This window comes from Vibrio sp. YYF0003, from assembly GCF_036350715.1.
Lineage (GTDB): Bacteria > Pseudomonadota > Gammaproteobacteria > Enterobacterales > Vibrionaceae > Vibrio > Vibrio natriegens.
Map to the genome: position 1 here is coordinate 116964 of NZ_JAZDWA010000003.1, position 23689 is coordinate 140652.

The 23689-nt window shown below is 46.4% G+C and carries 22 protein-coding genes and 1 other RNA gene; 4 read left to right on the forward strand and 19 right to left on the reverse strand.

What is annotated here, in order from left to right:
• Positions 1-7 precede the first annotated feature (7 nt).
• From ftsA to rsmI, 14 genes are all read right to left on the reverse strand, one after another.
• The gene (ftsA, locus tag V1U08_RS10810; protein WP_014230805.1) at positions 8-1270 is read right to left on the reverse strand and encodes a cell division protein FtsA; all 1263 of its coding nucleotides are present in this window, start codon (positions 1268-1270) and stop codon (positions 8-10) included.
• Complete coding sequence (locus V1U08_RS10815; RefSeq protein ID WP_024372778.1) at positions 1263-2045, reverse strand: cell division protein FtsQ/DivIB; 783 nt, start codon at positions 2043-2045, stop codon at positions 1263-1265. The genes ftsA and V1U08_RS10815 overlap by 8 nt, the downstream gene beginning before the upstream one ends.
• Positions 2046-2236: 191 nt before the next feature.
• On the reverse strand, positions 2237-3694 hold the full coding sequence (gene murC / locus V1U08_RS10820; RefSeq protein WP_065296343.1) for a UDP-N-acetylmuramate--L-alanine ligase: 1458 nt from the start codon (positions 3692-3694) through the stop codon (positions 2237-2239).
• Positions 3695-3717: 23 nt separating this feature from the next.
• The gene (gene murG, locus V1U08_RS10825) at positions 3718-4785 is read right to left on the reverse strand and encodes an undecaprenyldiphospho-muramoylpentapeptide beta-N-acetylglucosaminyltransferase (RefSeq protein WP_330470582.1); all 1068 of its coding nucleotides are present in this window, start codon (positions 4783-4785) and stop codon (positions 3718-3720) included.
• Positions 4772-5968 carry a cell division protein FtsW gene (gene ftsW, locus V1U08_RS10830; RefSeq protein WP_014230801.1) on the reverse strand — a complete coding sequence of 399 codons (1197 nt, stop codon included), beginning with the start codon at positions 5966-5968 and terminating at the stop codon, positions 4772-4774. The genes murG and ftsW overlap by 14 nt, the downstream gene beginning before the upstream one ends.
• Positions 5969-5989: 21 nt before the next feature.
• On the reverse strand, positions 5990-7303 hold the full coding sequence (gene murD, locus V1U08_RS10835; RefSeq protein ID WP_330470583.1) for a UDP-N-acetylmuramoyl-L-alanine--D-glutamate ligase: 1314 nt from the start codon (positions 7301-7303) through the stop codon (positions 5990-5992).
• A gap of 38 nt (positions 7304-7341) precedes the next feature.
• Positions 7342-8424, reverse strand: a complete 1083-nt coding sequence (gene mraY / locus V1U08_RS10840) for a phospho-N-acetylmuramoyl-pentapeptide-transferase (RefSeq protein WP_014230799.1) — start codon at positions 8422-8424, stop codon at positions 7342-7344.
• On the reverse strand, positions 8424-9788 hold the full coding sequence (locus V1U08_RS10845) for a UDP-N-acetylmuramoyl-tripeptide--D-alanyl-D-alanine ligase (RefSeq protein ID WP_330470584.1): 1365 nt from the start codon (positions 9786-9788) through the stop codon (positions 8424-8426). Before V1U08_RS10845 ends, mraY begins: the two co-directional genes overlap by 1 nt.
• Positions 9785-11266, reverse strand: a complete 1482-nt coding sequence (gene murE, locus V1U08_RS10850) for a UDP-N-acetylmuramoyl-L-alanyl-D-glutamate--2,6-diaminopimelate ligase (RefSeq protein ID WP_330470585.1) — start codon at positions 11264-11266, stop codon at positions 9785-9787. The genes V1U08_RS10845 and murE overlap by 4 nt, the downstream gene beginning before the upstream one ends.
• A 61-nt stretch (positions 11267-11327) precedes the next feature.
• On the reverse strand, positions 11328-13121 hold the full coding sequence (locus V1U08_RS10855) for a peptidoglycan glycosyltransferase FtsI (RefSeq protein WP_020335884.1): 1794 nt from the start codon (positions 13119-13121) through the stop codon (positions 11328-11330).
• Positions 13118-13435, reverse strand: a complete 318-nt coding sequence (ftsL, locus tag V1U08_RS10860; protein WP_020335883.1) for a cell division protein FtsL — start codon at positions 13433-13435, stop codon at positions 13118-13120. The genes V1U08_RS10855 and ftsL overlap by 4 nt, the downstream gene beginning before the upstream one ends.
• Positions 13436-13440: 5 nt before the next feature.
• Entirely contained in the window at positions 13441-14391 is a 951-nt protein-coding gene (rsmH, locus tag V1U08_RS10865) for a 16S rRNA (cytosine(1402)-N(4))-methyltransferase RsmH (RefSeq protein WP_014230794.1), read from the reverse strand.
• A 230-nt stretch (positions 14392-14621) separates the two neighbouring features.
• Positions 14622-15051, reverse strand: an RNA gene (gene rnpB, locus V1U08_RS10870) — RNase P RNA component class A.
• A gap of 194 nt (positions 15052-15245) precedes the next feature.
• Positions 15246-16109, reverse strand: coding sequence for a 16S rRNA (cytidine(1402)-2'-O)-methyltransferase (rsmI, locus tag V1U08_RS10875; RefSeq protein ID WP_330470586.1), 864 nt, complete (start codon positions 16107-16109; stop codon positions 15246-15248).
• Between the two features lie 68 nt (positions 16110-16177).
• On the opposite strand from rsmI, the gene V1U08_RS10880 reads away from it, so the two are divergent.
• The 4 genes from V1U08_RS10880 to V1U08_RS10895 are packed head-to-tail and all read left to right on the forward strand — an operon-like array spanning position 16178 to position 19628.
• Positions 16178-17992, forward strand: coding sequence for a penicillin-binding protein activator (locus V1U08_RS10880; RefSeq protein WP_065299119.1), 1815 nt, complete (start codon positions 16178-16180; stop codon positions 17990-17992).
• On the forward strand, positions 17976-18344 hold the full coding sequence (locus tag V1U08_RS10885; RefSeq protein WP_020335879.1) for a YraN family protein: 369 nt from the start codon (positions 17976-17978) through the stop codon (positions 18342-18344). The genes V1U08_RS10880 and V1U08_RS10885 overlap by 17 nt, the downstream gene beginning before the upstream one ends.
• A gap of 3 nt (positions 18345-18347) precedes the next feature.
• Positions 18348-18938, forward strand: a complete 591-nt coding sequence (locus V1U08_RS10890; protein WP_014230789.1) for a phosphoheptose isomerase — start codon at positions 18348-18350, stop codon at positions 18936-18938.
• A 21-nt stretch (positions 18939-18959) separates the two neighbouring features.
• Positions 18960-19628 (forward strand): BON domain-containing protein, encoded by a 669-nt coding sequence (locus V1U08_RS10895; RefSeq protein WP_330470587.1) that lies wholly within the window; start codon positions 18960-18962, stop codon positions 19626-19628.
• A 59-nt stretch (positions 19629-19687) separates the two neighbouring features.
• Here V1U08_RS10895 and sspB read toward each other — a convergent pair whose 3' ends face one another.
• The 5 genes from sspB to petA form a co-directional block, all read right to left on the reverse strand.
• A complete protein-coding gene (gene sspB, locus V1U08_RS10900; protein WP_330470588.1) occupies positions 19688-20170 on the reverse strand; it encodes a ClpXP protease specificity-enhancing factor in 483 nt (160 codons plus the stop codon).
• Between the two features lie 16 nt (positions 20171-20186).
• Complete coding sequence (sspA, locus tag V1U08_RS10905) at positions 20187-20822, reverse strand: stringent starvation protein SspA (RefSeq protein ID WP_014230786.1); 636 nt, start codon at positions 20820-20822, stop codon at positions 20187-20189.
• 97 nt (positions 20823-20919) lie between these two features.
• The gene (locus tag V1U08_RS10910; protein ID WP_014230785.1) at positions 20920-21657 is read right to left on the reverse strand and encodes a cytochrome c1; all 738 of its coding nucleotides are present in this window, start codon (positions 21655-21657) and stop codon (positions 20920-20922) included.
• Positions 21654-22919 (reverse strand): cytochrome b, encoded by a 1266-nt coding sequence (locus V1U08_RS10915; RefSeq protein ID WP_014230784.1) that lies wholly within the window; start codon positions 22917-22919, stop codon positions 21654-21656. Before V1U08_RS10915 ends, V1U08_RS10910 begins: the two co-directional genes overlap by 4 nt.
• Positions 22919-23509 carry a ubiquinol-cytochrome c reductase iron-sulfur subunit gene (gene petA / locus V1U08_RS10920; RefSeq protein WP_014230783.1) on the reverse strand — a complete coding sequence of 197 codons (591 nt, stop codon included), beginning with the start codon at positions 23507-23509 and terminating at the stop codon, positions 22919-22921. The genes V1U08_RS10915 and petA overlap by 1 nt, the downstream gene beginning before the upstream one ends.
• Positions 23510-23689: the final 180 nt, after the last annotated feature.

Sequence of the window (23689 nt, forward strand, 5' to 3'; positions counted from 1 at the left end):
ACTCAGGTTAAAACTCTTTTTGTATCCAGTTACGCAATTTACCGAAAAAGCCAGTAACAGATGAGCGTTTAGGTTCATTGTAATCGCTATCGTCGCTGGACTGCATGTCTCTTGCGTAATGAAGTAATCCAACTGCCGTAGAATGGTACGGCTCTTTTACATAGTCAGTTAAGCCGCTGACTTCGAGCGGTTTGCCGACCCTTACTTGGTTGCGGAATACGCGTTCCGCACATTCGACGACCCCGTCCATTTGCGCAGCGCCGCCAGTCAGTACTACACCGGCTGCCAGATGGTGCTTAATGCCCTCTGCGCGTAATTTTGCCTGAACGGTATCGATCGTTTGGTTAACCAGTCCCATAAGCTCAGAGTAGCGTGGCTCAATCACTTCTGACAATGTTTGACGTTGCAGACTACGTGAAGGTCGCCCACCTACGCTTGGAACGTTAACCGTGTCATCCTTACTGACCAGTTCACTTAAAGCACAGCCATATTTTACTTTTATTTCTTCAGCATCGCTTACTGGCGTACCAAAAGCAAAAGCAATATCGCTTGTTACCGCATTTCCCGCGTACGAAAATACTTCTGTGTGACGTAGCGCACCACCCGTCCAGATTGCAACATCCATCGTGCCTGCGCCAATATCGACCACACAAACTCCAAGCTCTCTTTCATCCTCGGTAATTACTGCATTACTTGCAGCAAGCCCAGAAAATACCAGTTGCTCTACCTTAAGGCCGCAACGTTCTACCGCCTTAATGATATTGCGCGCCATGTCATTATGGCAGGTGATAAGATGGACACTCACTTCCATTCTTACCCCAGAGAGACCAAGCGGGTTTTTAATCCCTTCCTGGTAGTCGATGGTAAACTCTTGTGGAATCACATGGAGGATTCGCTGTTCATCACCGATTTTAATTGATTTTGCAGTATGGATAGCTCTGTCCATATCCTCTTGAGAAACTTCCTCATCAGATATCGTACCCATACCTTTTTCGATTCGGCTTGCGATATGCTTACCAGACAACGAAATGAATACTCGGCTGATTTGGCACTCGGCCATTAACTCAGCTTGATCAATTGCGCGTTGTACTGATTTTACAACCGACTCCAAGTCATTCACGCCACCTTTGTCCATGCCGCGCGAAGGGCTACTACCCGCACCAATTATATTAATTTGGCCATCTGGTAAAATTTCGCCCACTAGAGCTGATACGGTTGCAGTGCCTATATCAAGACCAACAATAATGTTGTCGTCTGCGGCCTTAGTCATCTGTACTCTCTTCTAACTCTTCTTCAGGAAACCAACCGACTGCAGCTCCTGTATCGTACCTGAGATCGATATAACTGATTCTTTGCGTGTCACTACCAAGCTTGTTATAGAGTGAGAAAAAACGCTCTATACGCTCAAGAAGAGACTCTTTACCGAGCTCTAATCGAATACCGTTTTCAAGGATGATTTGCCAAGCTCGTCGCTCATTTAATACCAGAGACGATATCGCTAAACCTAGTTGCTGAAACTTAGGACTCAAATCACGGTAGGTTTGTAAAACCTCAGGGCCGCTATCTTTAGGTCCATACAGCTTAACTTTATCTTCCTTTACCAGACCAACATCCCCGTCGAATACCAAGCCGTTTTTATCTAACAACTCGTTGCCATTCCAAATGGCTTCAGGATGATGCTCTGTCAAAAAAACTTTTACTGTATCTGGCCATTGCTTTCGAATTGCTGCATGAGCAACCCATGGCAAGGCTTCAACACTTTGCTGTAATACATCGATGTCTTGTGACATAAACGTACCAATGTGGTCAATTCTGCTGAATGCAGTTTGAACATCATCAGCTTTGATATACTCCAACTCTCCTTGGAGCACTATTTTGGATAGAGGAAGTCTTTGGTCATCCCACATCCAACTGATCGCCGAGTACAAAACAGAACTAATTAAAGTCAAAACTACGACAAAAAATAGCGCACCTAAGATTTTATTTTTGCGACCACGATTATTATCCGTGTTCAGTCGCTCTTCATTTAGTGCAATATTCAACAACGTCTTCGTTTCCTGACCTTTGTCGTCTACCTTGCTCATGTTAATAACACACTAACAAAAGCAATGACTTTAACCTTGAGATTATACTGAGCTCTAATAAACTATCAAACACTGATAACAATAAATCACAACGTTGTTGGCGCAAAATCGAGATCTAGGTCTTTATCTTAAAGCTCACAACGAATTTCAGCTTATCCCATCATTTTATTAACATTTAGCTCAAGAGCTGCCAGCTGTTTAGCTACTTTACCAACATCACCAGCACCCTGAGTTAAAATTAGGTCTCCGTCTTGTATAACGTTAGCCAAAACTGACGGTAATTGCTCGATTTCTGGAACAAAAATTGGATCTAGCTTACCTCTACTGCGAATTGTGCGGCATAATGCGCGTCCATCTGCACCTGCAATAGGCTTTTCACCTGCAGAATAAACGTCCAACATAATCAGCACGTCGACCTGCTCAAGTACGTTAGCAAAATCATCATACAAATCACGGGTTCGGCTGTAGCGGTGCGGTTGGAAAATCATTACCAAGCGCTTGTCTTGCCAACCGCTGCGCGCTGCATTGATCGTTACGCCGACTTCCGTTGGGTGGTGACCGTAATCGTCCACCAGCATCGCATGGCCGTTGCCCGTATCAAATTCACCAAGGTGATCAAAGCGACGTCCCGTACCTTGCGTTCCCGCCATTGCTTTCAGGATCGCGTCATCTTCAATGTCATCTTCCGTTGCAACTGCGATTGCAGCTGATGCGTTGAGTGCATTATGACGACCCGGGATATTCAGAGTGATATCAAGATCGGCTCTGCCTTTACGAACCACTGTAAATTTACCTTGCTGGCCTTCTTGACGGTAATTCTCGATGCGTACGTCCGCATCTTCAGAGAAACCATAGGTAATCACCTGACGGCTAATACGCGGAATTAACTCGCGAACGACAGGATCATCAATACAAACAATCGCTTGACCATAAAATGGAAGATTATGCAGGAAGTCGATAAAGGTTTGCTTCAGGGTTTCAAAGTCACCACCGTAAGTATCCATATGATCGGCTTCGATGTTGGTAACAATGCTCACCATTGGCTGAAGGTGCAGGAATGACGCATCGCTTTCATCCGCTTCTGCAATAAGAATACGGCTAGAGCCAAGACGTGCGTTGGTCCCCGCACTTTTTACCAAGCCACCGTTAACAAACGTTGGATCTAGACCCGCTTCTGAATAAATTTGCGTCACAAGTGCCGTGGTTGTTGTTTTGCCATGCGTACCAGCCACAGCAATGCCATGACGAAAACGCATCAACTCGGCCAGCATCTCTGCGCGACGAACAATGGGAATACGTAACTCACGAGCCGCCATCACTTCTGGGTTTTCTTCGTTGATAGCTGTAGAAACAACAACCACACTTGCTTGCTCAACATTGCTTGCCTGATGCCCAATATAGATGGTTGCGCCTTTAGCGGCTAATCGTTCAGTTACCGCATTCTTTGCAAGATCAGAACCGGTAATTTGATAACCTTCGTTTAGGAGCACCTCAGCAATGCCGCTCATCCCCGCACCACCAATACCGATGAAGTGGATTGATTTCACGCGACGCATTTCTGGAACCATGGCGCGAATCTGAGCTAAGTCTTGTGTATGTTCAATAGTCATCTGTTTCTATTCTCGATAATTCATTAACGCTTTTCAGTCAAAGCGACGATGGCTTGTGCAACAGTTTTGTCGGCGTCCAGTTTAGCGGCGCCACGTGCATGCTGAGCCATCTCTAGTAAAGTTTTGCGATCTAACTGCTGGATTTGCTCAGTGAGTGATTCAACTGTAAACACTGGTTGTTCAATCATTTTCGCCGCTCCGCATTCGACTAAATGATCCGCATTGAGTGCCTGTTGACGGTCTTTGTGCATAAACGGTACGAAAATAGCGCCGACACCAGCAGCAGAAACTTCAGATACCGTCAAAGCGCCTGAGCGACATACTAACAGGTCTGCCCATGCATACGCTTCCGCCACATCATCAATAAATTCGGTCACTTCGGTATTAACCACATTGTGTTTCTGATAGGCGGCTTGCACCTCTTGTGCTGATCCTTTACCCGCTTGATGACGAATACAGTAGTCTTCACCTAAGTTAGCCATAACCTCAGGTAACGTTTGGTTAAGAATACGAGCGCCTTGGCTACCCCCCATTACCAAAATCCGAATCGGACCCTGGCGACCTTGCATACGCAGCGCTGGTTCAGCCAGTTGAGTCACATCTTCACGTACAGGATTACCGACAACCTCAGCTTTTGGGAAAGCACCAGGAAAAGCCTGAAATACTTTTTTAGCGATCTTAGACAGCCATTGGTTAGTCAAACCTGCAACGGCATTTTGCTCATGCAGCACAACCGGAATACCACTTAACCAAGCCGCAACGCCACCAGGCCCACTCACGTAACCACCCATGCCCAAAACCGCATCCGGTTTCCACTGTTTCATGTGAGTACGCGCTTGCATAATGGCATTGATAATTTGGAATGGCGCCGCCAGAAGACGCTTAACGCCCTGACCACGCAAACCTTTCACTTTGATGAAGTCGATTTCAATACCATGTTTTGGTACCAAATCCGCTTCCATTCGATCCGCCGTACCTAACCAGCGAATCTCCCAACCTTGTTCCTGCAATTGCTTAGCAACGGCAAGCCCCGGAAATACGTGACCGCCAGTACCACCAGCCATCACCATCAAACGTTTAGTTTTCTTCATTAGTTTGTTGTTCTGATTGTTGTTGCTCGCGTTTCAAGCGGCATTCGTGATCGATACGCAGCAATATGGATACTGCAACGGACATAATAATCAGACTGGAACCACCATAACTGATTAGCGGAAGGGTCAAACCTTTGGTTGGTACGATACCTGCGGCAGCGCCGACGTTAACCAGTGTCTGGAACGCGAACCAAATGCCAATACCGAACGCGAGGTAACCACCAAAGATTTCGCCATCTTCAAAAGCACGTTTACCTATGTAAACGGCTTTCAGTACCAGACTAAATATCAACATCAGCACCAGCACGACGCCAACAAAACCAAGTTCTTCGGCCAATACGGCAAACACGAAGTCAGTGTGCGCTTCTGGTAGGTATTCGAGCTTCTGAATGGAGTTACCCAGCCCTTGGCCAAACCATTCACCACGACCAAACGCCATCAATGATTGAGTCAGCTGATAGCCACTGCCGAATGGATCTTCCCAAGGGTCAAGAAAGGAGGTTACACGTCGCATACGGTAAGGCTCGACCAGAATCAAACCGACGACGGCGCCGATACCAGCGACCATCAGTGCGAGAAACTGGGTTAACTTTGCGCCCGCAATAAACAACATGCCGAATAAGGTCACCAGCATTACCACAACCGTTCCCAAGTCTGGCTGTCCCAGCAATAGTACGGCAAAAAATGCAAACACCATGATTGGCTTCATAAAGCCGCCAAAGAAGGTTTGACGCACTTCGTCTTGTTTTCGGACTAAATAGCCAGACATAAAGATAAACAGGGCCAGCTTCGCGACCTCGGCAGGCTGCAGGTTAAACAGCCCCAGAGGGATCCATCGAGAGGCACCATTTACAGACTTACCCGCTAGCAACACGATGATAAGCAACGTAAAAGAGAGCCAAAGCAAATAGTGACTGCGCTTGAACCATTCTTCCAAAGGCACTTGGAGAATCACTGCTGATGTGATCAACGCAAGCACAAGAAAAGTGGCGTGACGGAACATAAAATGGAAAGGCTGATCAGTCAGTCGTGAGCTGATAGGAAAAGAGGCCGACGTTACCATGATCAATCCCGTCAACATCAACCCCAACGCAATCCACACCAATTGGCGATCAAACAGTGCCTCTGGCGCAGGCTGCCTGAGCCAATTACTGATGTTGTGTTTAACGTTACCTAAACTCACGAAACGAGTGACCTTTAATTGTTATGCGTATTTTTTAGCAAGCGCGGCGAATGCATCACCTCTTGCCATAAAGTTGTCGAATTGATCAAAGCTAGCACATGCAGGAGACAGCATCACCATATCTCCCGCTTTTAACTGTGAAGATATTTGCTGAATCACATCTTCCATCGTGTCGAAACGAGTCGCAGATGGATGCAATGGTAAAAACTCATCACCATCTTTACCAAAGCAGCACAACTGTAAATTCAGCGTCGCGAAAATCGGTTCTAATGGAGTGAAATCTGCTCCTTTACCAACGCCACCAACCAGTAGATACAACTTGCCAGTCAGCTCCAACCCCGATAGTGCCGCCATCGTGCTCGCAATATTGGTTGCCTTGGAATCATTGACCCATTTAACACCTTGATTATCTTCAACAACCTGGCAACGGTGTGTCAGTCCGGTGTAATTTTTTAGTGTATTCAATGTGTTGTGACGATCAACACCCGCAGCCTTAAGCAGTGCCAATACAACCAGTACGTTCGCTAAATTGTGCTTACCGACAAGCTTGAGTTCATCACTGGCAATCACGCGCTGGCCGTGATCAAGTAACCAGGTTTTCTCACCATCGGTTTCTAAACCAAATGCTTGCTCATCACCACCAAAGGTAACCACTGGTATGTCATGATCAGGGAAGGTCTCCTGATCATCTCGATTCACTACCGCAAGCTCAGCATGATTAAAAATACGCAATTTTGCTGATCGGTAGTCGGCCATGCTTTCATAGCGATCCATATGATCTTCAGAAAGATTCAGAAACGCTGCCGCTTTTAACTTGAGGCTAGACGTCGTTTCCAACTGGAAGCTAGAAAGTTCAAGCACATACAAGTCTGCTTCTTGATCAAGTAGATCGAGTGCAGGAACGCCAATATTGCCGCCAACACCAACGCTTAACCCAGCGGCTTTTGCCATTACGCCAGTCAAATCTGTTACCGTGCTTTTACCGTTTGAGCCGGTAATCGCTACAACGGGCTTAGTGACTGCCCAGGCAAACAGTTCGATATCACCGACAACGGGGGTCCCCTGGCCTAGTACAGACTGAATTTCAGGCGTCGCAAGTGCGATACCAGGGTTCGTCACCACCAAGTCAGCCTCTGCAAGCCACGCGGCATTCCAGCCACCGCTGTGCAGTTCAACCCCTTCAGGAAGGCGTTCAGCCCCCGGAGGATTCGCTCGAGTATCAATGACTTTAACCACCAGCTGTGGCTGATATTTTCTTAGGTGTTTAACGACAGAGAGCCCGGTAATACCGAGCCCTACGACGACAACACTATGTATGTTTTGCCAACGTTCCATATTTGTTCACACTGTAACTCTTGTCTGAGAAGGCGCGATTAACGCACCTTCAGTGTAGCTAGACCAATCAGAACAAGAACAATAGAAATAATCCAGAAACGCACGATAACACGAGGCTCTGGCCAACCTTTAAGTTCATAGTGGTGATGGATAGGTGCCATGCGGAAAATACGCTGACCACGTAGTTTGTAAGAACCCACCTGAAGAATAACCGACAGGGTTTCCATCACAAATACACCACCCATGATAACTAGTACAAATTCCTGACGAACCAATACTGCGATGGTACCTAGCGCACCGCCCAAAGCAAGTGAGCCTACATCGCCCATGAATACTTGCGCTGGGTAAGTGTTGAACCACAAAAAGCCAAGGCCAGCACCAACAATCGCCGTACAGACGACTACAAGTTCAGAAGCGTGAGGAAGGTAAGGGATATGCAGGTATTCAGAGAAGTTAACGTTACCTGTCGCCCAAGAAATAACTGCAAAGCCTGCTGCTACCAGAACTGTTGGCATAATCGCCAAGCCATCCAGACCATCAGTCAGGTTTACCGCGTTACTCGTGCCGACAATCACAAAATAAGTGAAGATAATGTACAACATGCCCATTTGCGGCATGACATCTTTAAAGAATGGCACCACAAGTTGAGTTGCAGCAGTATCTTTGCCGTAAGCGTAAAGCGCGAACGCCACCACAAATGCAATTAACGACTGCCAAAAGTATTTCCAGCGCGCGATCAAACCATCGGTATTCTTACGCACTACTTTACGATAATCGTCGACAAATCCGACAGCACCATAGCCGAGTAGCACCGCAAGTACCGCCCAGACATAAGGGTTTGATAAATCGGCCCAAAGCAGGATGGTGATAGAAATTGCAGCCAAAATCATGATACCGCCCATGGTCGGCGTACCACGTTTACTAAAGTGAGATTCAGGGCCTTCGTTACGTACTACCTGACCGATTTGCAGCATTTGCAAACGCTTGATCATGATAGGTCCCATCCAAAGTGACAGGCCTAAGGCAGTTAATACACTTAGTATTGCTCGAAAAGACAGGTATTCAAACAAGCGAAAAAAAGAAAAATATGGCTGTAGCAGCTCGGCAAGCCAGATAATCATTAAAAATACTCCTTCAAAGCAGCAGCGACTTCAAACATACGAGCACCGTTCGCTCCTTTAACCAACATAGTGTGGTTTTCAGAAACGGTTTGGTCTAGATGCTGCTTGATGTAGTCAATCATATCTTGATGTGTCTCAAAGTGAGTGCCGTCGCACAGGTCACTGATTACCTTTGCGTCCGCCCCATACGTGAGAACGTGTTCAAATTTTTGTGGGGCAGCATGTTCCCCGACTTGACGATGAAGTGCAAGACTTTCCTCGCCCAATTCAGCCATATTGCCTAAAATCAACCAACGTTGTCCCTTGAAAGCAGCCAATAAGTCCACTGCGGCTTTCATCGCGGGAACACTGGCATTATAGCTGTCATCAATCAGCTTGACAGATTGACTCAGTTGCTCAACGTCTACTCGGCCTTTTACCTTATTAAGATTCAGCAGGCCAGATTGAATTTCTTCAATCGATGCTCCCATTTGTAGAGTAATAATTGCAGCCGCAATCGCATTCGCAACATTGTGTTGACCAATAATACCCAGCGATAGTTCAATTTCTTGTCTATCTTCTGCGAGGTGCAGAGTGAAGCTTGCCTTACCTTCTTCATTCATTGCTATATCGGAAGCATAGAAATCAGCTTGAGTGTTATTTTGCGAAAAAGTGATCACCTTCTTATCAGCAAGAACCGATTGCCATAATGCATCACCCTGACTATCCAGGTTAACAATTGCGACTCCGCCAGCTGATAAGCCCTGGTAGATTTCACCTTTCGCTTGCTTAACGCCTTCAATGGAACCAAATCCTTCAAGGTGTGCTGCTGCAACATTGTTGACCAGCGCGATATCCGGTTTCACTAATTGAGTGGTATAGGCAATTTCACCGATATGGTTAGCGCCCAGCTCAATGACGGCATAGTCATCGTCGGCTTGCGAACGTAAGAGCGTTAATGGCACACCGATATCGTTGTTGAAGTTACCAGCCGTAAACAACACCTGACCTTTCAACTGAAGAATACTCGCCACCATTTCTTTTACTGTGGTTTTACCGCAGCTACCCGTAATAGCAACCGTTGGCGTTTGGCAAGATTGGTGAACCCAGGCTGCGATTTCACCCAAAGCAATTTTGCTGTCAGCGACCACCACTTGTGGGACTTCCACATCGAGACGTTTTTGTACCAGCAGAGCACCTGCTCCAGCGTCAACTGCCTGCTGGCAGAAGTCATGCGCGTCAAATCGTTCACCCACTAATGCAACAAACAGGGAACCACTCTCGATTGTTCTCGTATCGGTTGAAACCGCCGCAATAGTGATGTCTTCACCGACTAATTCACCATGCGTAATTTCTGCAAGTTGAGATAAAGTTACTTTAATCATGATGACAGTCCTAATAGCTGCATTGCAGATTCTCTATCCGAATAATGGATCGTCTCGCCATTACGAATTTGATAGTCTTCGTGGCCTTTACCTGCCAGCAAGATAATGTCTTGGGCTGAGGCATTGTCGAGCGCATATGACAGAGCCTTGAAGCGGTCATGCTGAACAATCGCCTCGTCTGGTTTCGATAATCCAGCCAGCATATCTTTAATGATGAGTTCAGGGCTTTCGCTGCGCGGGTTATCGTCCGTTAACACAACCTTATCACCCAAACGCTCTGCAATTTCAGCCATCATTGGACGTTTACCTGGATCACGATCTCCGCCACATCCGACGATCGCCCAGAGCTGACCGTCACAATGCACACGCAGCGCCTGCAACGCTTTTTCTAATGCATCCGGGGTGTGCGCGTAATCAACCACGACTTTGGCTCGGTTATCTGTCTGGAACAGTTCCATTCGGCCTAATACCGGCTGTAATTGATTCGCCGTCGCCAAAAGCGCTTGTTTGTCAAAACCTAAGCTTAGCAAAGTCGCAAACGCTAACATCAAGTTAGACGCGTTGAACTCCCCAATCAAAGGGGCGTATAAGGTGCCGCTGCCAAACATACCGTCAAAATCGATAGTAATACCAGATTCGGCATATGTGACGTTGCTGGCCCATAATGCGTTTGTAAACTCAGTTGTCGGCACTAAAGAAACTGCAATCGGATTAGGAAGATCTTTAGCCCAAGCAGCACCAACTTCATCATCAACGTTAATGATGGCGTTTTTACACTGGTGTTGGGTAAAGAGGCTAAATTTAGCGCTCGCGTAATCCTCCATCGTGCCATGATAGTCGAGGTGATCACGACTCAGGTTGGTGAACACCCCAGCCGAAAATGACAGGGCTTTCACTCGTCCTTGCACTAAGCCATGAGAAGAGACTTCCAGCGCCGTGTACTTCGCGCTCTGCTCAGCTAATGACGCAAGCGTATGTTGAATTTCCACCGCGTTGCCAGTGGTGTTCGCAGCGGCTTGCAAATTATCTAAGAAACCATTTCCTGTCGTCCCCATCACGGCAGCTTTCGAACCGATGAGTTCGATCCACTGCGCAATCAGTTGGGTGATGGTGGTCTTGCCATTGGTTCCTGTAACACCAATAAGATCCATTGTTGGATAGCGATAAAGTTGACCTGCCATTTCAGACAGACACTTATCCAAAGCACTCAAATAAATAACCGGAATGTCATCAACCCACTCTATGGTGCCATGCGTTTTGTTCTCACAGGCTTGTGCAATAACTGCATTCGCACCTTGCTGAATTGCCGCCGGAATAAACTTCCTTCCATCCACGACGTGCCCAACAATCGCAACAAAAGTGGTACCGGGTTGAACTCTTCGGCTGTCGAGTTCCAGTTCAGAGACAAGAACGGACGCTAAACTTGGGCAATCAACCCAAGAGGACAGCAATGCGTCCATACTGATGGCTTTAGTCATATTTGTTCTCCGAGCTTTGGCTCAGGTTTACTCAAGTTATTTGGCAGTAAGCTAACTTTGCTTACTGCTGGAATTTATTTTCATCTGGTGCCACGTTCAGGATCTGTAGCGCCCCTTTCATAATTTCAGAAAAGACCGGAGATGCCACAGAACCACCGTAGTAATCATCACCTTGCGGCTCATTGACGATCACAACGAGTGCGATTTTAGGGTCACTAACGGGGGCGAGACCTGCGGTGTAAGTAATATACTCATCGCTGTATCCACCCGCAGAAGCTTTACGAGAAGTACCCGTTTTTGCCCCGATTCGATAGCCCGGCACGGCCGCACGGCGAGCGGAGCCACCTTGCTGAGTTACCGTTTCCAGCATATTAAGTACCTGACGCGCATGCTCAGGGCTAACGACCTGGCGAGACATATTGTTGTCGTTACTTTTTATAATATGTATCGGCTCATATTTACCAAGGTTACCCAGCGTCGCGTACGCGTGAGCAAGCTGAATTGGTGTAATGGAAAGACCATAGCCGAAAGAAATGGTCGCTCTTTCAATTGGTGACCAACGCGAACGACTAGGGAAAATACCTGTCACTTCACCCACCAGATTCAAGCCAGAAAGCTCACCAAAACCGACCGAACTGTATAAGCCCAGTAGCGCTTCAACAGGCATTTGCATCGCCAGTTTAGTCACACCGACGTTACTGGATTTTTTCAGGATCATTTCCAGGCTGGCTTTACCTACGGGAGAGACATCTTTTACCCGGCTTCCGCCTAATCGAAGTACACCGTTCCCTGTATCAACGATGGTGTCAGTATCTGCGATGCCATTTTCTAACGCTGCCAGAATTACAAACGGCTTAATGGTCGAGCCCGGCTCCATCGAGTCGGTAATCACGCGGTTACGCATTTTGTAACTTTGCCAATCACTACGATTATTAGGGTTGTACGATGGTGCGTTAACCATCGCCAGTACCGCCCCCGTTTTTACGTCCAACATCACAACAGAGCCAGAGGTTGCGCGGTGGTCGGCCACGGACTGTTTAATGGCACGATAAGCAATGGCTTGTAAACGCTGGTCAATCGTTAATTGCAACGACTTGCCTTCTTGCTTGTCCTGCCAGGCTATATTCTCTACCACTCGACCATAACGGTCTTTACGGATGGTTTTTTTACCTTCTTGGCCAGTCAGCCATTCATCATAGCTGCGCTCTACGCCTTCTAAGCCGTGGCCATCGATACCTGTCACACCAACCAGATGGGCACTGACCTCGCCAGCAGGATAATAACGACGAGACTCGGATTTAAGCCCAACGCCCGGTAGTTTCAACTCACGGATGTAATTCGCCATGGCGGGACTAACCTGACGCTGCAGGTAAATGAAACGACGCTTTTCATTGCGCTTTATCTTGTCAATAAGACCTTGACGTTCAACGCCAAGAACGTCCGCCAGCGCGTACCAACTTTGAGTCTGACTAAGCGCATTTTCTTTAAAGATGGTCGCAGGATCGGCCCAAACCGCTTCGACAGGTACACTGACGGCAAGAGGCTCTCCGTTTCTATCAGAGATAATGCCTCGTGCAGAAGGAATCGACTTAACTCGAACAGAACGAAGGTCACCTTGCTTGATCAGGTTATCAGGCTCAATGATTTGAATGTACGCCACACGCCCAATGAGGAGTGCAAACGCACAAAAGACGAAAAACAGTAACAGATGGAAACGCCAACGAATCAAAAATGACTCTTCTACCTCGACTTTTGCCGCTTTTTTTTCGATTTTCTTCTCATCGACTGCAGCTTTTGTTTTTGCGGGAACCTTCCGCTTATTTCCTTGTTTGGTACTGGTTTTCTTTCTAATCATTTTAGTGTGATAACCACTTCTTTATCGCCATCAGGTCGTTTCATTTCAAGCTCCTTTTTTGCAAGGTCTTGAACTCGACTGTGTTCTGCCAGGGCGGTTTCTTCCAACATCAGGTTGCGCCATTCGCTGTCTAGTCGCTCTCGCTCAACCAGAGTATGGTCTTTTTCGGTGATCGCTTGACGCGCATGGTGGGTAGCAAATACCACTCCCATTGCTGATGCCAGAATAAGAAGCAACAACAATAATGGCCAACGACCAACTGTGAATAAGTCCGTGGCGATCAACTTAGCAAGGTTAGGAGTGGATTTCGTCATAATAATTAAAGCTTTTCAGCAATTCTTAACACTGAACTGCGTGAACGAGGGTTTATGTCAATTTCTTGTTTACTTGGCTTAATCGCTTTGCCAATGGGTTTCATGTTCGCACTACCCAGCTCTTTGATTTGAGCTTCGGTTAGTGGAATACCATGCGGGACTTCCGGCCCTTTGCTCTCTTTGCGAATAAAGCGCTTAACCATGCGGTCTTCCAATGAATGGAAGCTGATTACAGACAGACGCCCTTGTGGTGCAAGAATACTTGCCGCCCCTTTTAGCGCGGTATCGATCTCTTCTAGCTCACTGTTGATGTAAATACGGAATGCCTGAAATGCACGTGTCGCTGGGTGTTTTTTCTCTTTAAAGCTTTTTGGCGCAGCTTCTGAAATTAGCTTCGCCAACTGGCCTGTACGAACCATTGGCTCGTTTTCTTCGTTTTCTCGGTATTCCACAATCGCGCGCGCAATACGACGGGCGTGTTTGTCTTCACCAAATTCGCGAATAACCCAGGTGATGTCATCCAAATCCGCTTCCATTAGCCACTGAGATACCGGAATGCCCGTGGTTGGATCCATACGCATGTCCAGTGGGCCATCTTTCATAAAGCTAAAACCACGCTCAGCGTCATCTAGTTGAGGAGAAGATACGCCAAGATCCAGCAATACACCGTCTACTTTGCCAACCAGATCGTAGTCTTGTGCGTATTCAGCCATGCCAGAGAATGGACCATGAATAATGGTAAAACGAGGATCGTCAATCTTACCCGCTTCTGCGATTGCCTGTGGGTCGCGGTCAATACTGTAAAGTCGGCCGTTTTCACCTAGCTTAGATAAAATCGTACGGCTGTGACCGCCTCGGCCAAATGTTCCATCGATATAGATACCGTCAGGTTTGATAGCAAGGCCATCAATGGATTCATTTAATAACACGGAAATATGTTGAAAGGTTTCGGTCATAGCTTTCTCGTTGAATAATCTTGAAGCGATTTTTAGGACGTGTTGTTCTCTCATGCTGATTTAATCAGCGAGTGAATAATAGTTCCTAGTGTACTGATTTCCCACATCATCGCCACCACAAGTCTAGAGTTAGACGTGATTTAACGCCAAGTTTATTGGTAATGACGCAGTCTGAGTCAATAAAATGCAAAAAACCCATCATTACTATAAAGTAATGATGGGTCTCGAATAGTTGGAGCCGACACATAAGCCGGGTTCTGTTCCGCTTGCGCGGCGGTAGCCATTCGTCTAGGCCAGCAATCACTCACTGGCTCGAGCAACCTACCCGCCTCCTTACGCGAGCAACGCAATGTGGAGGCCTATTTGGTCTTGCTTCAGGTGGAGTTTACCCTGCTACGAACTATTACTAGTCGCCCGGTGCGCTCTTACCGCACCCTTTCACCCTTACCTGATCCCTTACGGGCCATCGGCGGTCTTCTCTCTGCTGCACTTGTCGTAGGCTTGCGCCCCCCAGGCGTTACCTGGCACCTTGCTCTATGAAGCCCGGACTTTCCTCCCCTTTGTCAGTCTCCCGAAGGACGTCAACGTCAGTTTCCCGAAGGACCTCAACGTCAGTCTCCCGAAGGACATCAACAAAGCAGCGACTACCCAGTCAGCTCCAGAGCGGATTGTATAGAGTTCTCACTTCAGAGTCTAGTTAGATCACAGATATGATGTAAGGAATGCATCAAGTGGTGCTTTTTTGCTCTAACAACGCCCAGCATGACGTCTGGTCAGCAGAAAAAAGGGCTAATGAAAATCATCAGCCCTAATCCATTTTGCTAGGTAAACCTGTTTAGACAGAAGTCGCCTGACTAATCCAGATTTTCTAAACCCCACTTATACAGAGCATTCTTTTTAAGGTTATGGATTTCTGCCACCAACGCCGCCGCCTTTTTGAGTGGCAACTCTTTGGTCAAAATACCCAGTGTGCGCAACGCGTCATCAGGCAAAGAGTCATCCGCAGTTTCACGATGGCCATGAATCAGTAACACCATTTCGCCGCGCTGTTGGTTATCGTCGCTTTTCATCCACTCGATTAACTCTCCAAGCGGCATACCTTGAATAGTTTCAAACGTTTTGGTCAACTCTCGCGCCAAAACAACTTCTCGTTCAGGGCCAAGAACGTCTAACATATCTTGTAGAGAGTCTAAAATGCGATGTGGTGACTCATAAAAGATACAGGTGCGTTCTACCGATGCAATTTCTAAGAACTTGTCTTTACGTCCTTTGCTTTTAGGCGGTAGAAACCCTTCAAAACTGAAGCGATCAGACGGCAAACCAGAAGCACTTAACGCCGTAATAACCGCACACGCACCAGGAAGAGGCACAACTCTTACGCCCGCTTGACGACATTTTGTCACCAGATGGTATCCTGGATCGCTGATTAAAGGTGTACCCGCGTCAGAAACCAGAGCGATGGACTGGCCTGAAAGTAGCTTTTCTACCAAAACCTGTGCTTTTTGCTGTTCGTTGTGATCATGCAACGCAAAAGTTTTGGTTTGAATATTGAAGTGAGACAGTAATTTACCCGTATGTCGGGTATCCTCAGCAGCAATGATGTCCACATTCGACAGAACTTCGATAGCACGTTGGGTGATATCTGCTAAATTTCCGATTGGAGTCGGTACGATATAGAGAGTTGGCCCCTCATTCGGCAAATTATTTTTATCTGTCATTTGTTTACCATCACTTCAACGATTAATATAAAGACAATTTTGTACAAAATTATAGAGAACTCACGGCAATGATTAACCATAAGAGACTCAGTGTACCACGCATACTCACTCCTGTTGCACTAGCAATTACACTCGCCGCCTGTTCTTCAGGTCCGAGACAACCTGATGGTGTAGATGTCACACTGGAGCCTACCCAGTCAGTGCAAAGCTACATGATTCAAGCTGACAGTTCGGAAGGCAGCGTGCAAAACGACTGGTTGATCATGGCAGCCAAAGCCGCAATTCAAGCCAACCAATTTGATCAGGCTGACCTGCTGATCACGCGACTTTCTCGCCAACAGTTGTCAGAAGTGCAACAGGCAGAGTGGCAACTGGCGCGAGCGACCATACAGCAAAAGCAAGGCAATTACTCTCAGTTACTTCAACTACTGAACTTTAAGCCTTGGTGGAAACTACCAAACGACCAATGGAAGGATTACTACGCGTTACGTGCAGACGCTTACCAAAGCCTGAACCAGTCATTTGAAGCAAACCGTGAACTGGTCATGCTGGGTCATTACTCTTCGTCTCCTGAGCAACGTGAGATTTCCAGCCGTATTTGGATGAACTTCGGTAGCTACTCTGAAGCAGAATTGTCGTCGCTAAGCACCGCTCCAAACGAAGAAGTTTTGAGTGGCTGGTTGCAACTGGCGATTTACTCTAAAGCCATGTCGGGTAACCTTTCTCAGCTAAGAAATACGCTGGATCGTTGGTTAACGGAAAACCCTTCACACCCGGCTGCGGTTTACACGCCTGAAGAAATTCAAAATATTCTGTCTCTCAACATTGTTAAGCCAAATAATACGGCGTTACTACTGCCGCTGACGGGGAAATTTGCGCCTCAAGCACAGCTGATCCGTGAAGGCTTCATGTTTGCGATGATGAATGATGAGAATCGTGACGAGAGCACAAGCTTAACCGTTATCGATACGCACGCGTACAGTCCCGAGCAAATCAAGCAGCGCCTAATCAACGAGAATATTGATTTTGTTGTCGGCCCTCTGCAAAAAGAAAATGTGGAACTACTGCAAACTTCAATGGATGGCTCTGCAGCTGGCCCGACGATTCCAGCTCTAGCTTTGAACATTCCTGAAGAAATCCAACCGGGCAGTAATATCTGCTATCTGGCACTTTCTCCAGAGCAAGAAGTGGCTCAGGCAGCTAAATACCTGTTCAATCAAGGCTACAATTTCCCGCTAATTCTTGCGCCTAAAGGCAGTTACGGAGAGCGAGTAGTTGAAGCGTTTAATGAAGAGTGGAATAAATACAGCTCAAACAAAGTCGCAACTAGCTACTTTGGTGATAAACGCCAGCTACAAAAAGACATCAATGACGTATTCGGCCTGCAGGAAAGTAAACAGCGTATCGCTCAGATGCAATCGCTGATGAAAATTAAACTTGAAACGCAGCCACGTAGTCGCCGCGACGTAGATGCGGTTTACATTGTTGCAAGAAGTTCAGAGCTGACTTTGATTAAACCATTTATCGAAGTCGCGATTAACCCGGACGCCAAGCCACCACAAATCTTCTCTAACTCTCGTAGTAATAGCGGTGGCGCAACGTACGATGATTTGACTGGCATTATTTACAGCGACATCCCGCTACTGATTGATCCAGATCCGACGGTTGCAGCTGAAATGAAAGAGCTGTGGGCAGAACAATCCAATATGGAAGTCCGCCTAAAAGCACTCGGAATGGATGCCTACAAGTTGATTGGCGAACTGCCTCAGATGAAGCTTGTTCCGGGGCTATCGATACGAGGTCAGACAGGTGTTTTGAGCCTCGACAACAACTGTGTTGTACAACGTGAGCTAAGTTGGACCGAGCGTGGGGCTCTTCAGTAAACGTCAGATAGGTAATCAATATGAAACCCTGGCCAAGCAATACCTGCTTCGCCAGGGTTTACGCTTTGTCGAGCAAAATTTTCTGACAAAAGTTGGCGAAATTGATTTAATCTTCCAACAAGGTGAAACTATCGTCTTCGTCGAAGTCAAATATCGCAACAACGATCGTTTTGGCTCGGCAGCGGAAATGGTCACTCACGCCAAAATGCGTAAGCTTATAAAAACCGCCAACATTTGGCTAAGCCGCCAAAAACAGTCCATACATACAATCGATTACCGGTTCGATGTTATCGCCATTCATGACAGTGGCCGAGATATTAACTGGATACAAAACGCAATATCTGAAGGATAAGCGATGCTAGATAGCATTAAAGACAGCTTTACAGAAAGTATTCAAATTCAAATTGCAGCTGCTGAAGCGCTGCCAGACGCTATTACTCATGCGGCTCAAGCCATGGTTTCGAGTTTGCTTAATGGTAATAAAATCCTATGCTGTGGGAACGGTGGAAGTGCCGCCAATTCACAACAGTTTGTCTCTTGCCTTTTAAATCGCTTTGAGACAGAACGTCCAAGCCTGCCGGCGATGGCGCTGACCGCTGATAATACTACCCTTACAGCCGTTGCTAACGACTACCATTATCAGGAAATCTTCTCTAAGCAAGTCCGTGCGTTTGGCCAACCGGGTGATATTCTTCTGGCGCTGTCGACCAGCGGTAATAGTAAGAACATTATCAAAGCAATGGAAGCGGCGGTAACACGCGACATGACCATTATTGCTCTGACAGGCAAAGACGGCGGTGAAATGGCGGGGTTACTGGGTGAAAATGACGTCGAGATTCGAATTCCATCTCATCGTACGGCACGCATTCATGAGGTTCACATGGTGACCTTACATTGCTTATGTGACCTTATAGACCAAGTGCTTTTCCCTGCTCACGAAGAATAACTCAGATTGAGAGTCAGAATCATGCTACGTAGCCTCATCCTTTTACTTACCGTGTTTAATCTCAGTGGTTGTGCGGGTTTGTTCATTGCTGGCGCCGCAACGACAGCCAATATCGTCACGGACACCCGTACTACCAAACAGATCTGGCAAGATAACAACATTGAGTTTGAAGTCGCCGCCATTGGTAACAAACAGCCATTTAAAGGCCAGGCTCGTGTTTTTGCCAGCTCATACAATGGTACCGTGGTGCTAATGGGTCAGGCTCCAACTCAGGACTTAATCAGTGATCTTGAGAAAAGAACCCGTGCAATCACCGGCGTGAAAGTGATTCACAACCAAATGAAGCAAAAAGAGCCGCTGACAGTGACGCAAATCAGCAATGACAGTTGGATCACGACGAAAGTAAAATCCTCACTGCTTACTGATGAGCAGCTTAATGCTGTTAAAGTGAAAGTGATTACTGAAGATAGTGAAGTTTTTCTGTTTGGCTATGTAACAGAAGCACAGAGTCAGAGAGCAATAGAAATCGCACGTAACGTTTCTGGTGTAAAGCAAGTGATTAATGGGTTCCAGTACGGAAAGACAGAGCCCGTTGAAGTTGACTTACCGAACGATGGTACACAGCCAATTCAAAGTGACACAGACGAAGATAACGAAGAAAATGTTGAAGTGTTCACGATAACTCATTGATTGCTAAAGCATCAACTCAAGTATCAAGCAATAAAAAAGCAGCGGAATCGCTGCTTTTTTTATTTAATAACTCTTAAGCTTGGTTTGCCTTTCGGACGAGGTGCTTCACTTTCGCTGTCACCTGATTCCGAGTCCGCAACTTGAGCGTCATCACTAACCGTAGTAAACGACGGAGATTGCTCTTCTTCCATCGTTTCTTCTTCGATATTGGTATAAGCCTCTTCAGGTTCAAACATCGTGCCTGCACCATTTTCACGTGCATAGATAGCTTGAACCGCATAAACAGGCACAATTACCGAGTGCGGACGACCGCTAAAACGAGCATTGAAAGTAATCGCATCATTGCCCAACTCAAGATTACCAACGGCACGAGGGGCAATATTCAGGATAATCTGACCATCTTGAATAAACTCAACAGGTACACGTACACCTGGCATGGTTGCATCAACAACCAAATGAGGAGTTAAGTCATTGTCTACCAGCCAGTCATAAAATGCTCGAAGCATATATGGGCGGCGGGCAGTCATTTTTGCAATATCCATAATGTATCTAAATCGCTTAACGAACTAGACGCATTTCACGTTCAGCTTCAGTCAAAGAAGCAAGGAATGAATCACGTTCAAATACGCGGTTCATGTAAACCTTGATCTCTTTAGAGCCAGGACCAACAAGCTCAATACCAAGTTGAGGTAAACGCCACAACAATGGTGCCAAGTAACAATCGATCAAGCTGAATTCTTCACTCATGAAGTACTCATATTCAGCAAAGATTGGCGCTAGAGTCAGAAGATCGTTACGAAGTTTCGTACGCGCTTTTTCTGATTCTTCAGCGTTACCTTTCATTACTTTTTCAGCTAGTGAGTACCAATTACGTTCGATACGGTACATCATCAAACGGCTGTTACCACGGGCAACAGGGTAAACCGGCATTAGAGGTGGATGAGGAAAACGCTCGTCCAAGTACTCCATGATAATTTTTGAATCGTAAAGCGCGAGCTCACGATCCACAAGAGTTGGCACTGATTTATATGGGTTTAGCTCGATAAGTTCAGCAGGAAGGTTAGCTTCATCAACAAGCTCAACTTCAACACTTACACCTTTTTCAGCCAGTACAATGCGAACCTGATGGCTATACAAATCTGATGCACTTGAGAAAAGAGTCATCACAGAACGTTTATTGGCAGCTACAGCCATGGAGCCCTCCAGTACACTTACAAATAAAAACAATGGAGGCTAAGCCTCCATTGTACAGTCAATTAAAATTGGGAATTAGCACGATATTTTAGCACAATTAATGCACATCACGCCAATACTCTTTCTTAAGCAACACAACGATGATAGTCAGGATGACTAAGAAGCCCATCACCCACCAACCAATTGCGTGACGCTCTAGTTGTACCGGGTCACCAGAGTAAACTAGGAAGTTAACCAGATCACCCACTGCTTTGTCGTATTCGCCTGTGCTTAGTTCGCCAGTACCATCCGTTTCAGTACCAATAACGACTTTAACTTCTTCACCATCAACGTGGTGAGTCTCATAGACTGGCGTTGGGATACCTTGTAGTTCTTCAAGTACATGTGGCATACCAACACTTGGGAATACAATGTTGTTTACGCCAAACGGACGTGATGGATCCACATAGAACGAACGTAAGTAAGTGTATAACCAATCCGCACCACGAACTCGAGCAACCAGCGTCAAATCTGGCGGTGGAGCACCAAACCAGTTTGCCGCTTGCTTAGGTGGCATAGAGTTAACCATCAGATCACCGATTTTCGCTTCTGGATTGAAAATCAGGTTCTCTTTCATTAAGTCTGTTGGAATTTCCAAATCTGTTGCGACACGCTCATAACGCTGGTACTGCGTAGAGTGACAGCCAAAACAGTAGTTCATGAATAACTTCGCGCCGTTTTGCAGCGAAGCTTTATCCGACAGGTCCACGTGTGCTTTATCAAGCGGCACACTGGCCCCAGCTGCCATCGCTAGAGATGGCAACATAGCAAATAGAATTACAATCCACTTCTTCATTTGAATGTCACCCTCTCTGGTAATGGTTTAGTTGCTTCATTTTTGCTGTAGAAGAACAGCAGTACAAAGAACATGAAGTAACCCAAACTAAAGATTTGTGCTAGTAGTGTGTATGTTGGCGTTGCAGGTAACGCACCCAAAATACCTAGCGCAATGAAGCTGATAGTGAATTGGATAATATTCAACAGATGAAGTTTGCTACGGTAACGGTAAGAACGCACTTTACAACGATCTAACCACGGTAGTACAAACAGAACTGCAATCGAAGCACCCATCAGGATTACGCCCAACAGCTTGTCTGGAACCGCACGCAAGATTGCATAGAACGGTGTGAAGTACCATACAGGCGCGATGTGCGCAGGTGTCTTAAGCGGGTTCGCTGCTTCAAAGTTAGGCGGCTCAAGGAAGTAACCCCCCATTTCTGGGTTGAAGAACAACACGTAACAGAAGAAGAACAAGAAGCCAGCTACACCCACCAAATCTTTTACCGTACCGTAAGGGTGGAACGGAATAGAGTCGATGATGTCGTATTTCTTCGAGTAATAATCGTGGAACTTGAATTGCGTTTGGTAATCATCGCCCATAGTGCCTTTCGGTAGTTTAGTCTCGATACCGTCAGGGTTGTTTGAGCCAACTTCGTGCAGTGCCAATACGTGAAGTACGATAAGCAGAAGCAGTACGATTGGTAGCGCAATAACGTGAAGCGCGAAGAAACGGTTCAACGTTGCACCAGAGATGATGTAGTCACCACGGATCCAAAGTGTTAGATCGTCGCCAATAACAGGAATCGCACCAAATAGAGAAATGATTACCTGTGCACCCCAGTATGACATCTGACCCCATGGTAGTAGGTAACCCATGAAAGCTTCAGCCATAAGAACCAAGAAGATCAACATACCGAAGATCCATAGTAGTTCACGAGGCTTTTGGTACGAACCGTAGATCAGACCACGGAACATGTGCAGGTATACAACCACGAAGAATGCTGAAGCACCGGTAGAGTGCATGTATCGCAACAACCAACCGTACTCAACATCACGCATGATGTATTCGATAGAAGCAAATGCACCTTCGCCAGAAGGAACGTAGTTCATCGTTAACCAAATACCCGTTAGGATTTGGTTAACAAGAACCAACATAGCCAGAGAACCAAAAAGGTACCAAAAGTTGAAGTTCTTCGGCATTGGGTATTCAGATAAATGCTTTTTATAAGCATTCATGGCTGGAATACGTTTTTCTACCCAGTCTAACATTGCTTGCATTATGCATCCCCCTCATCAACACCAACTATGAGCTTCGTGTCACTCAGATACATGTGCTTAGGAATCACAAGGTTCAACGGCGCAGGAACACCCTGGAACACTCGGCCAGCCATATCAAACTTAGAACCATGACATGGACAAAAGAAACCAGATTTCACACCCTGAACTTGCTCTGAGAAAGAATCAGGCAGGTAGCTAGGTGAACAGCCTAAGTGAGTACAGAAACCAACTGCAACAAAGAACTCCGGCTTAATTGAGCGGTACTCATTCTGAGCGTAAGCAGGTTGCTGCTCCATTTCAGACTTAGGATCACGAAGTTTATCGTCGATAGTTTTGAGGTTATCTATCACTTGCTGAGTACGGCGTACAATCCATACAGGTTTACCCTGCCACTCAACACGAACCAATTGGCCCGGTTCGATTTTACTGATATCCACTTCCACCGGTGCACCAGCAGCTTTTGCTTTAGCACTCGGATTCCATGATTTTATAAAAGGAACGGCGACGGCAGCTGCCCCTAACCCACCCACAACTGCCGTTGTAGCGGTTAGAAAACGCCTGCGACCGTTATTTAAAGGCGCGTTGCTCATCCAAACATTCTCCCATTTGCTCCCTTGGATCGTTATTATTCCGCTTATAAGAGCATGGCTAACACATAATGAATTTCGTTATATTTATTGGGAGGAAATGATAAAGAAAACCCTACTTTTTGACAAGATAAAGCTACCTTTTTGTAACATTTGTGAGGCAAATCGCCCGTGTCGTCACAA

Coding starts and splice junctions, on each gene's coding strand:
- murG (WP_330470582.1), bottom strand. CDS start 4,785: ATGAAGAAAACTAAACGTTTGATGGTGATGGCTGGTGGTACTGGCGGT.
- murC (WP_065296343.1), bottom strand. CDS start 3,694: ATGACTATTGAACATACACAAGACTTAGCTCAGATTCGCGCCATGGTT.
- ftsL (WP_020335883.1), bottom strand. CDS start 13,435: ATGACGAAATCCACTCCTAACCTTGCTAAGTTGATCGCCACGGACTTA.
- V1U08_RS10910 (WP_014230785.1), bottom strand. CDS start 21,657: ATGAAGAAGTGGATTGTAATTCTATTTGCTATGTTGCCATCTCTAGCG.
- murE (WP_330470585.1), bottom strand. CDS start 11,266: ATGACTAAAGCCATCAGTATGGACGCATTGCTGTCCTCTTGGGTTGAT.
- V1U08_RS10895 (WP_330470587.1), top strand. CDS start 18,960: ATGCTACGTAGCCTCATCCTTTTACTTACCGTGTTTAATCTCAGTGGT.
- murD (WP_330470583.1), bottom strand. CDS start 7,303: ATGGAACGTTGGCAAAACATACATAGTGTTGTCGTCGTAGGGCTCGGT.
- rsmI (WP_330470586.1), bottom strand. CDS start 16,109: ATGACAGATAAAAATAATTTGCCGAATGAGGGGCCAACTCTCTATATC.
- sspB (WP_330470588.1), bottom strand. CDS start 20,170: ATGGATATTGCAAAAATGACTGCCCGCCGCCCATATATGCTTCGAGCA.
- V1U08_RS10890 (WP_014230789.1), top strand. CDS start 18,348: ATGCTAGATAGCATTAAAGACAGCTTTACAGAAAGTATTCAAATTCAA.
- rsmH (WP_014230794.1), bottom strand. CDS start 14,391: ATGACCGAAACCTTTCAACATATTTCCGTGTTATTAAATGAATCCATT.
- V1U08_RS10845 (WP_330470584.1), bottom strand. CDS start 9,788: ATGATTAAAGTAACTTTATCTCAACTTGCAGAAATTACGCATGGTGAA.
- mraY (WP_014230799.1), bottom strand. CDS start 8,424: ATGATTATCTGGCTTGCCGAGCTGCTACAGCCATATTTTTCTTTTTTT.
- V1U08_RS10880 (WP_065299119.1), top strand. CDS start 16,178: ATGATTAACCATAAGAGACTCAGTGTACCACGCATACTCACTCCTGTT.
- sspA (WP_014230786.1), bottom strand. CDS start 20,822: ATGGCTGTAGCTGCCAATAAACGTTCTGTGATGACTCTTTTCTCAAGT.
- petA (WP_014230783.1), bottom strand. CDS start 23,509: ATGAGCAACGCGCCTTTAAATAACGGTCGCAGGCGTTTTCTAACCGCT.
- V1U08_RS10855 (WP_020335884.1), bottom strand. CDS start 13,121: ATGATTAGAAAGAAAACCAGTACCAAACAAGGAAATAAGCGGAAGGTT.
- V1U08_RS10915 (WP_014230784.1), bottom strand. CDS start 22,919: ATGCAAGCAATGTTAGACTGGGTAGAAAAACGTATTCCAGCCATGAAT.
- ftsA (WP_014230805.1), bottom strand. CDS start 1,270: ATGACTAAGGCCGCAGACGACAACATTATTGTTGGTCTTGATATAGGC.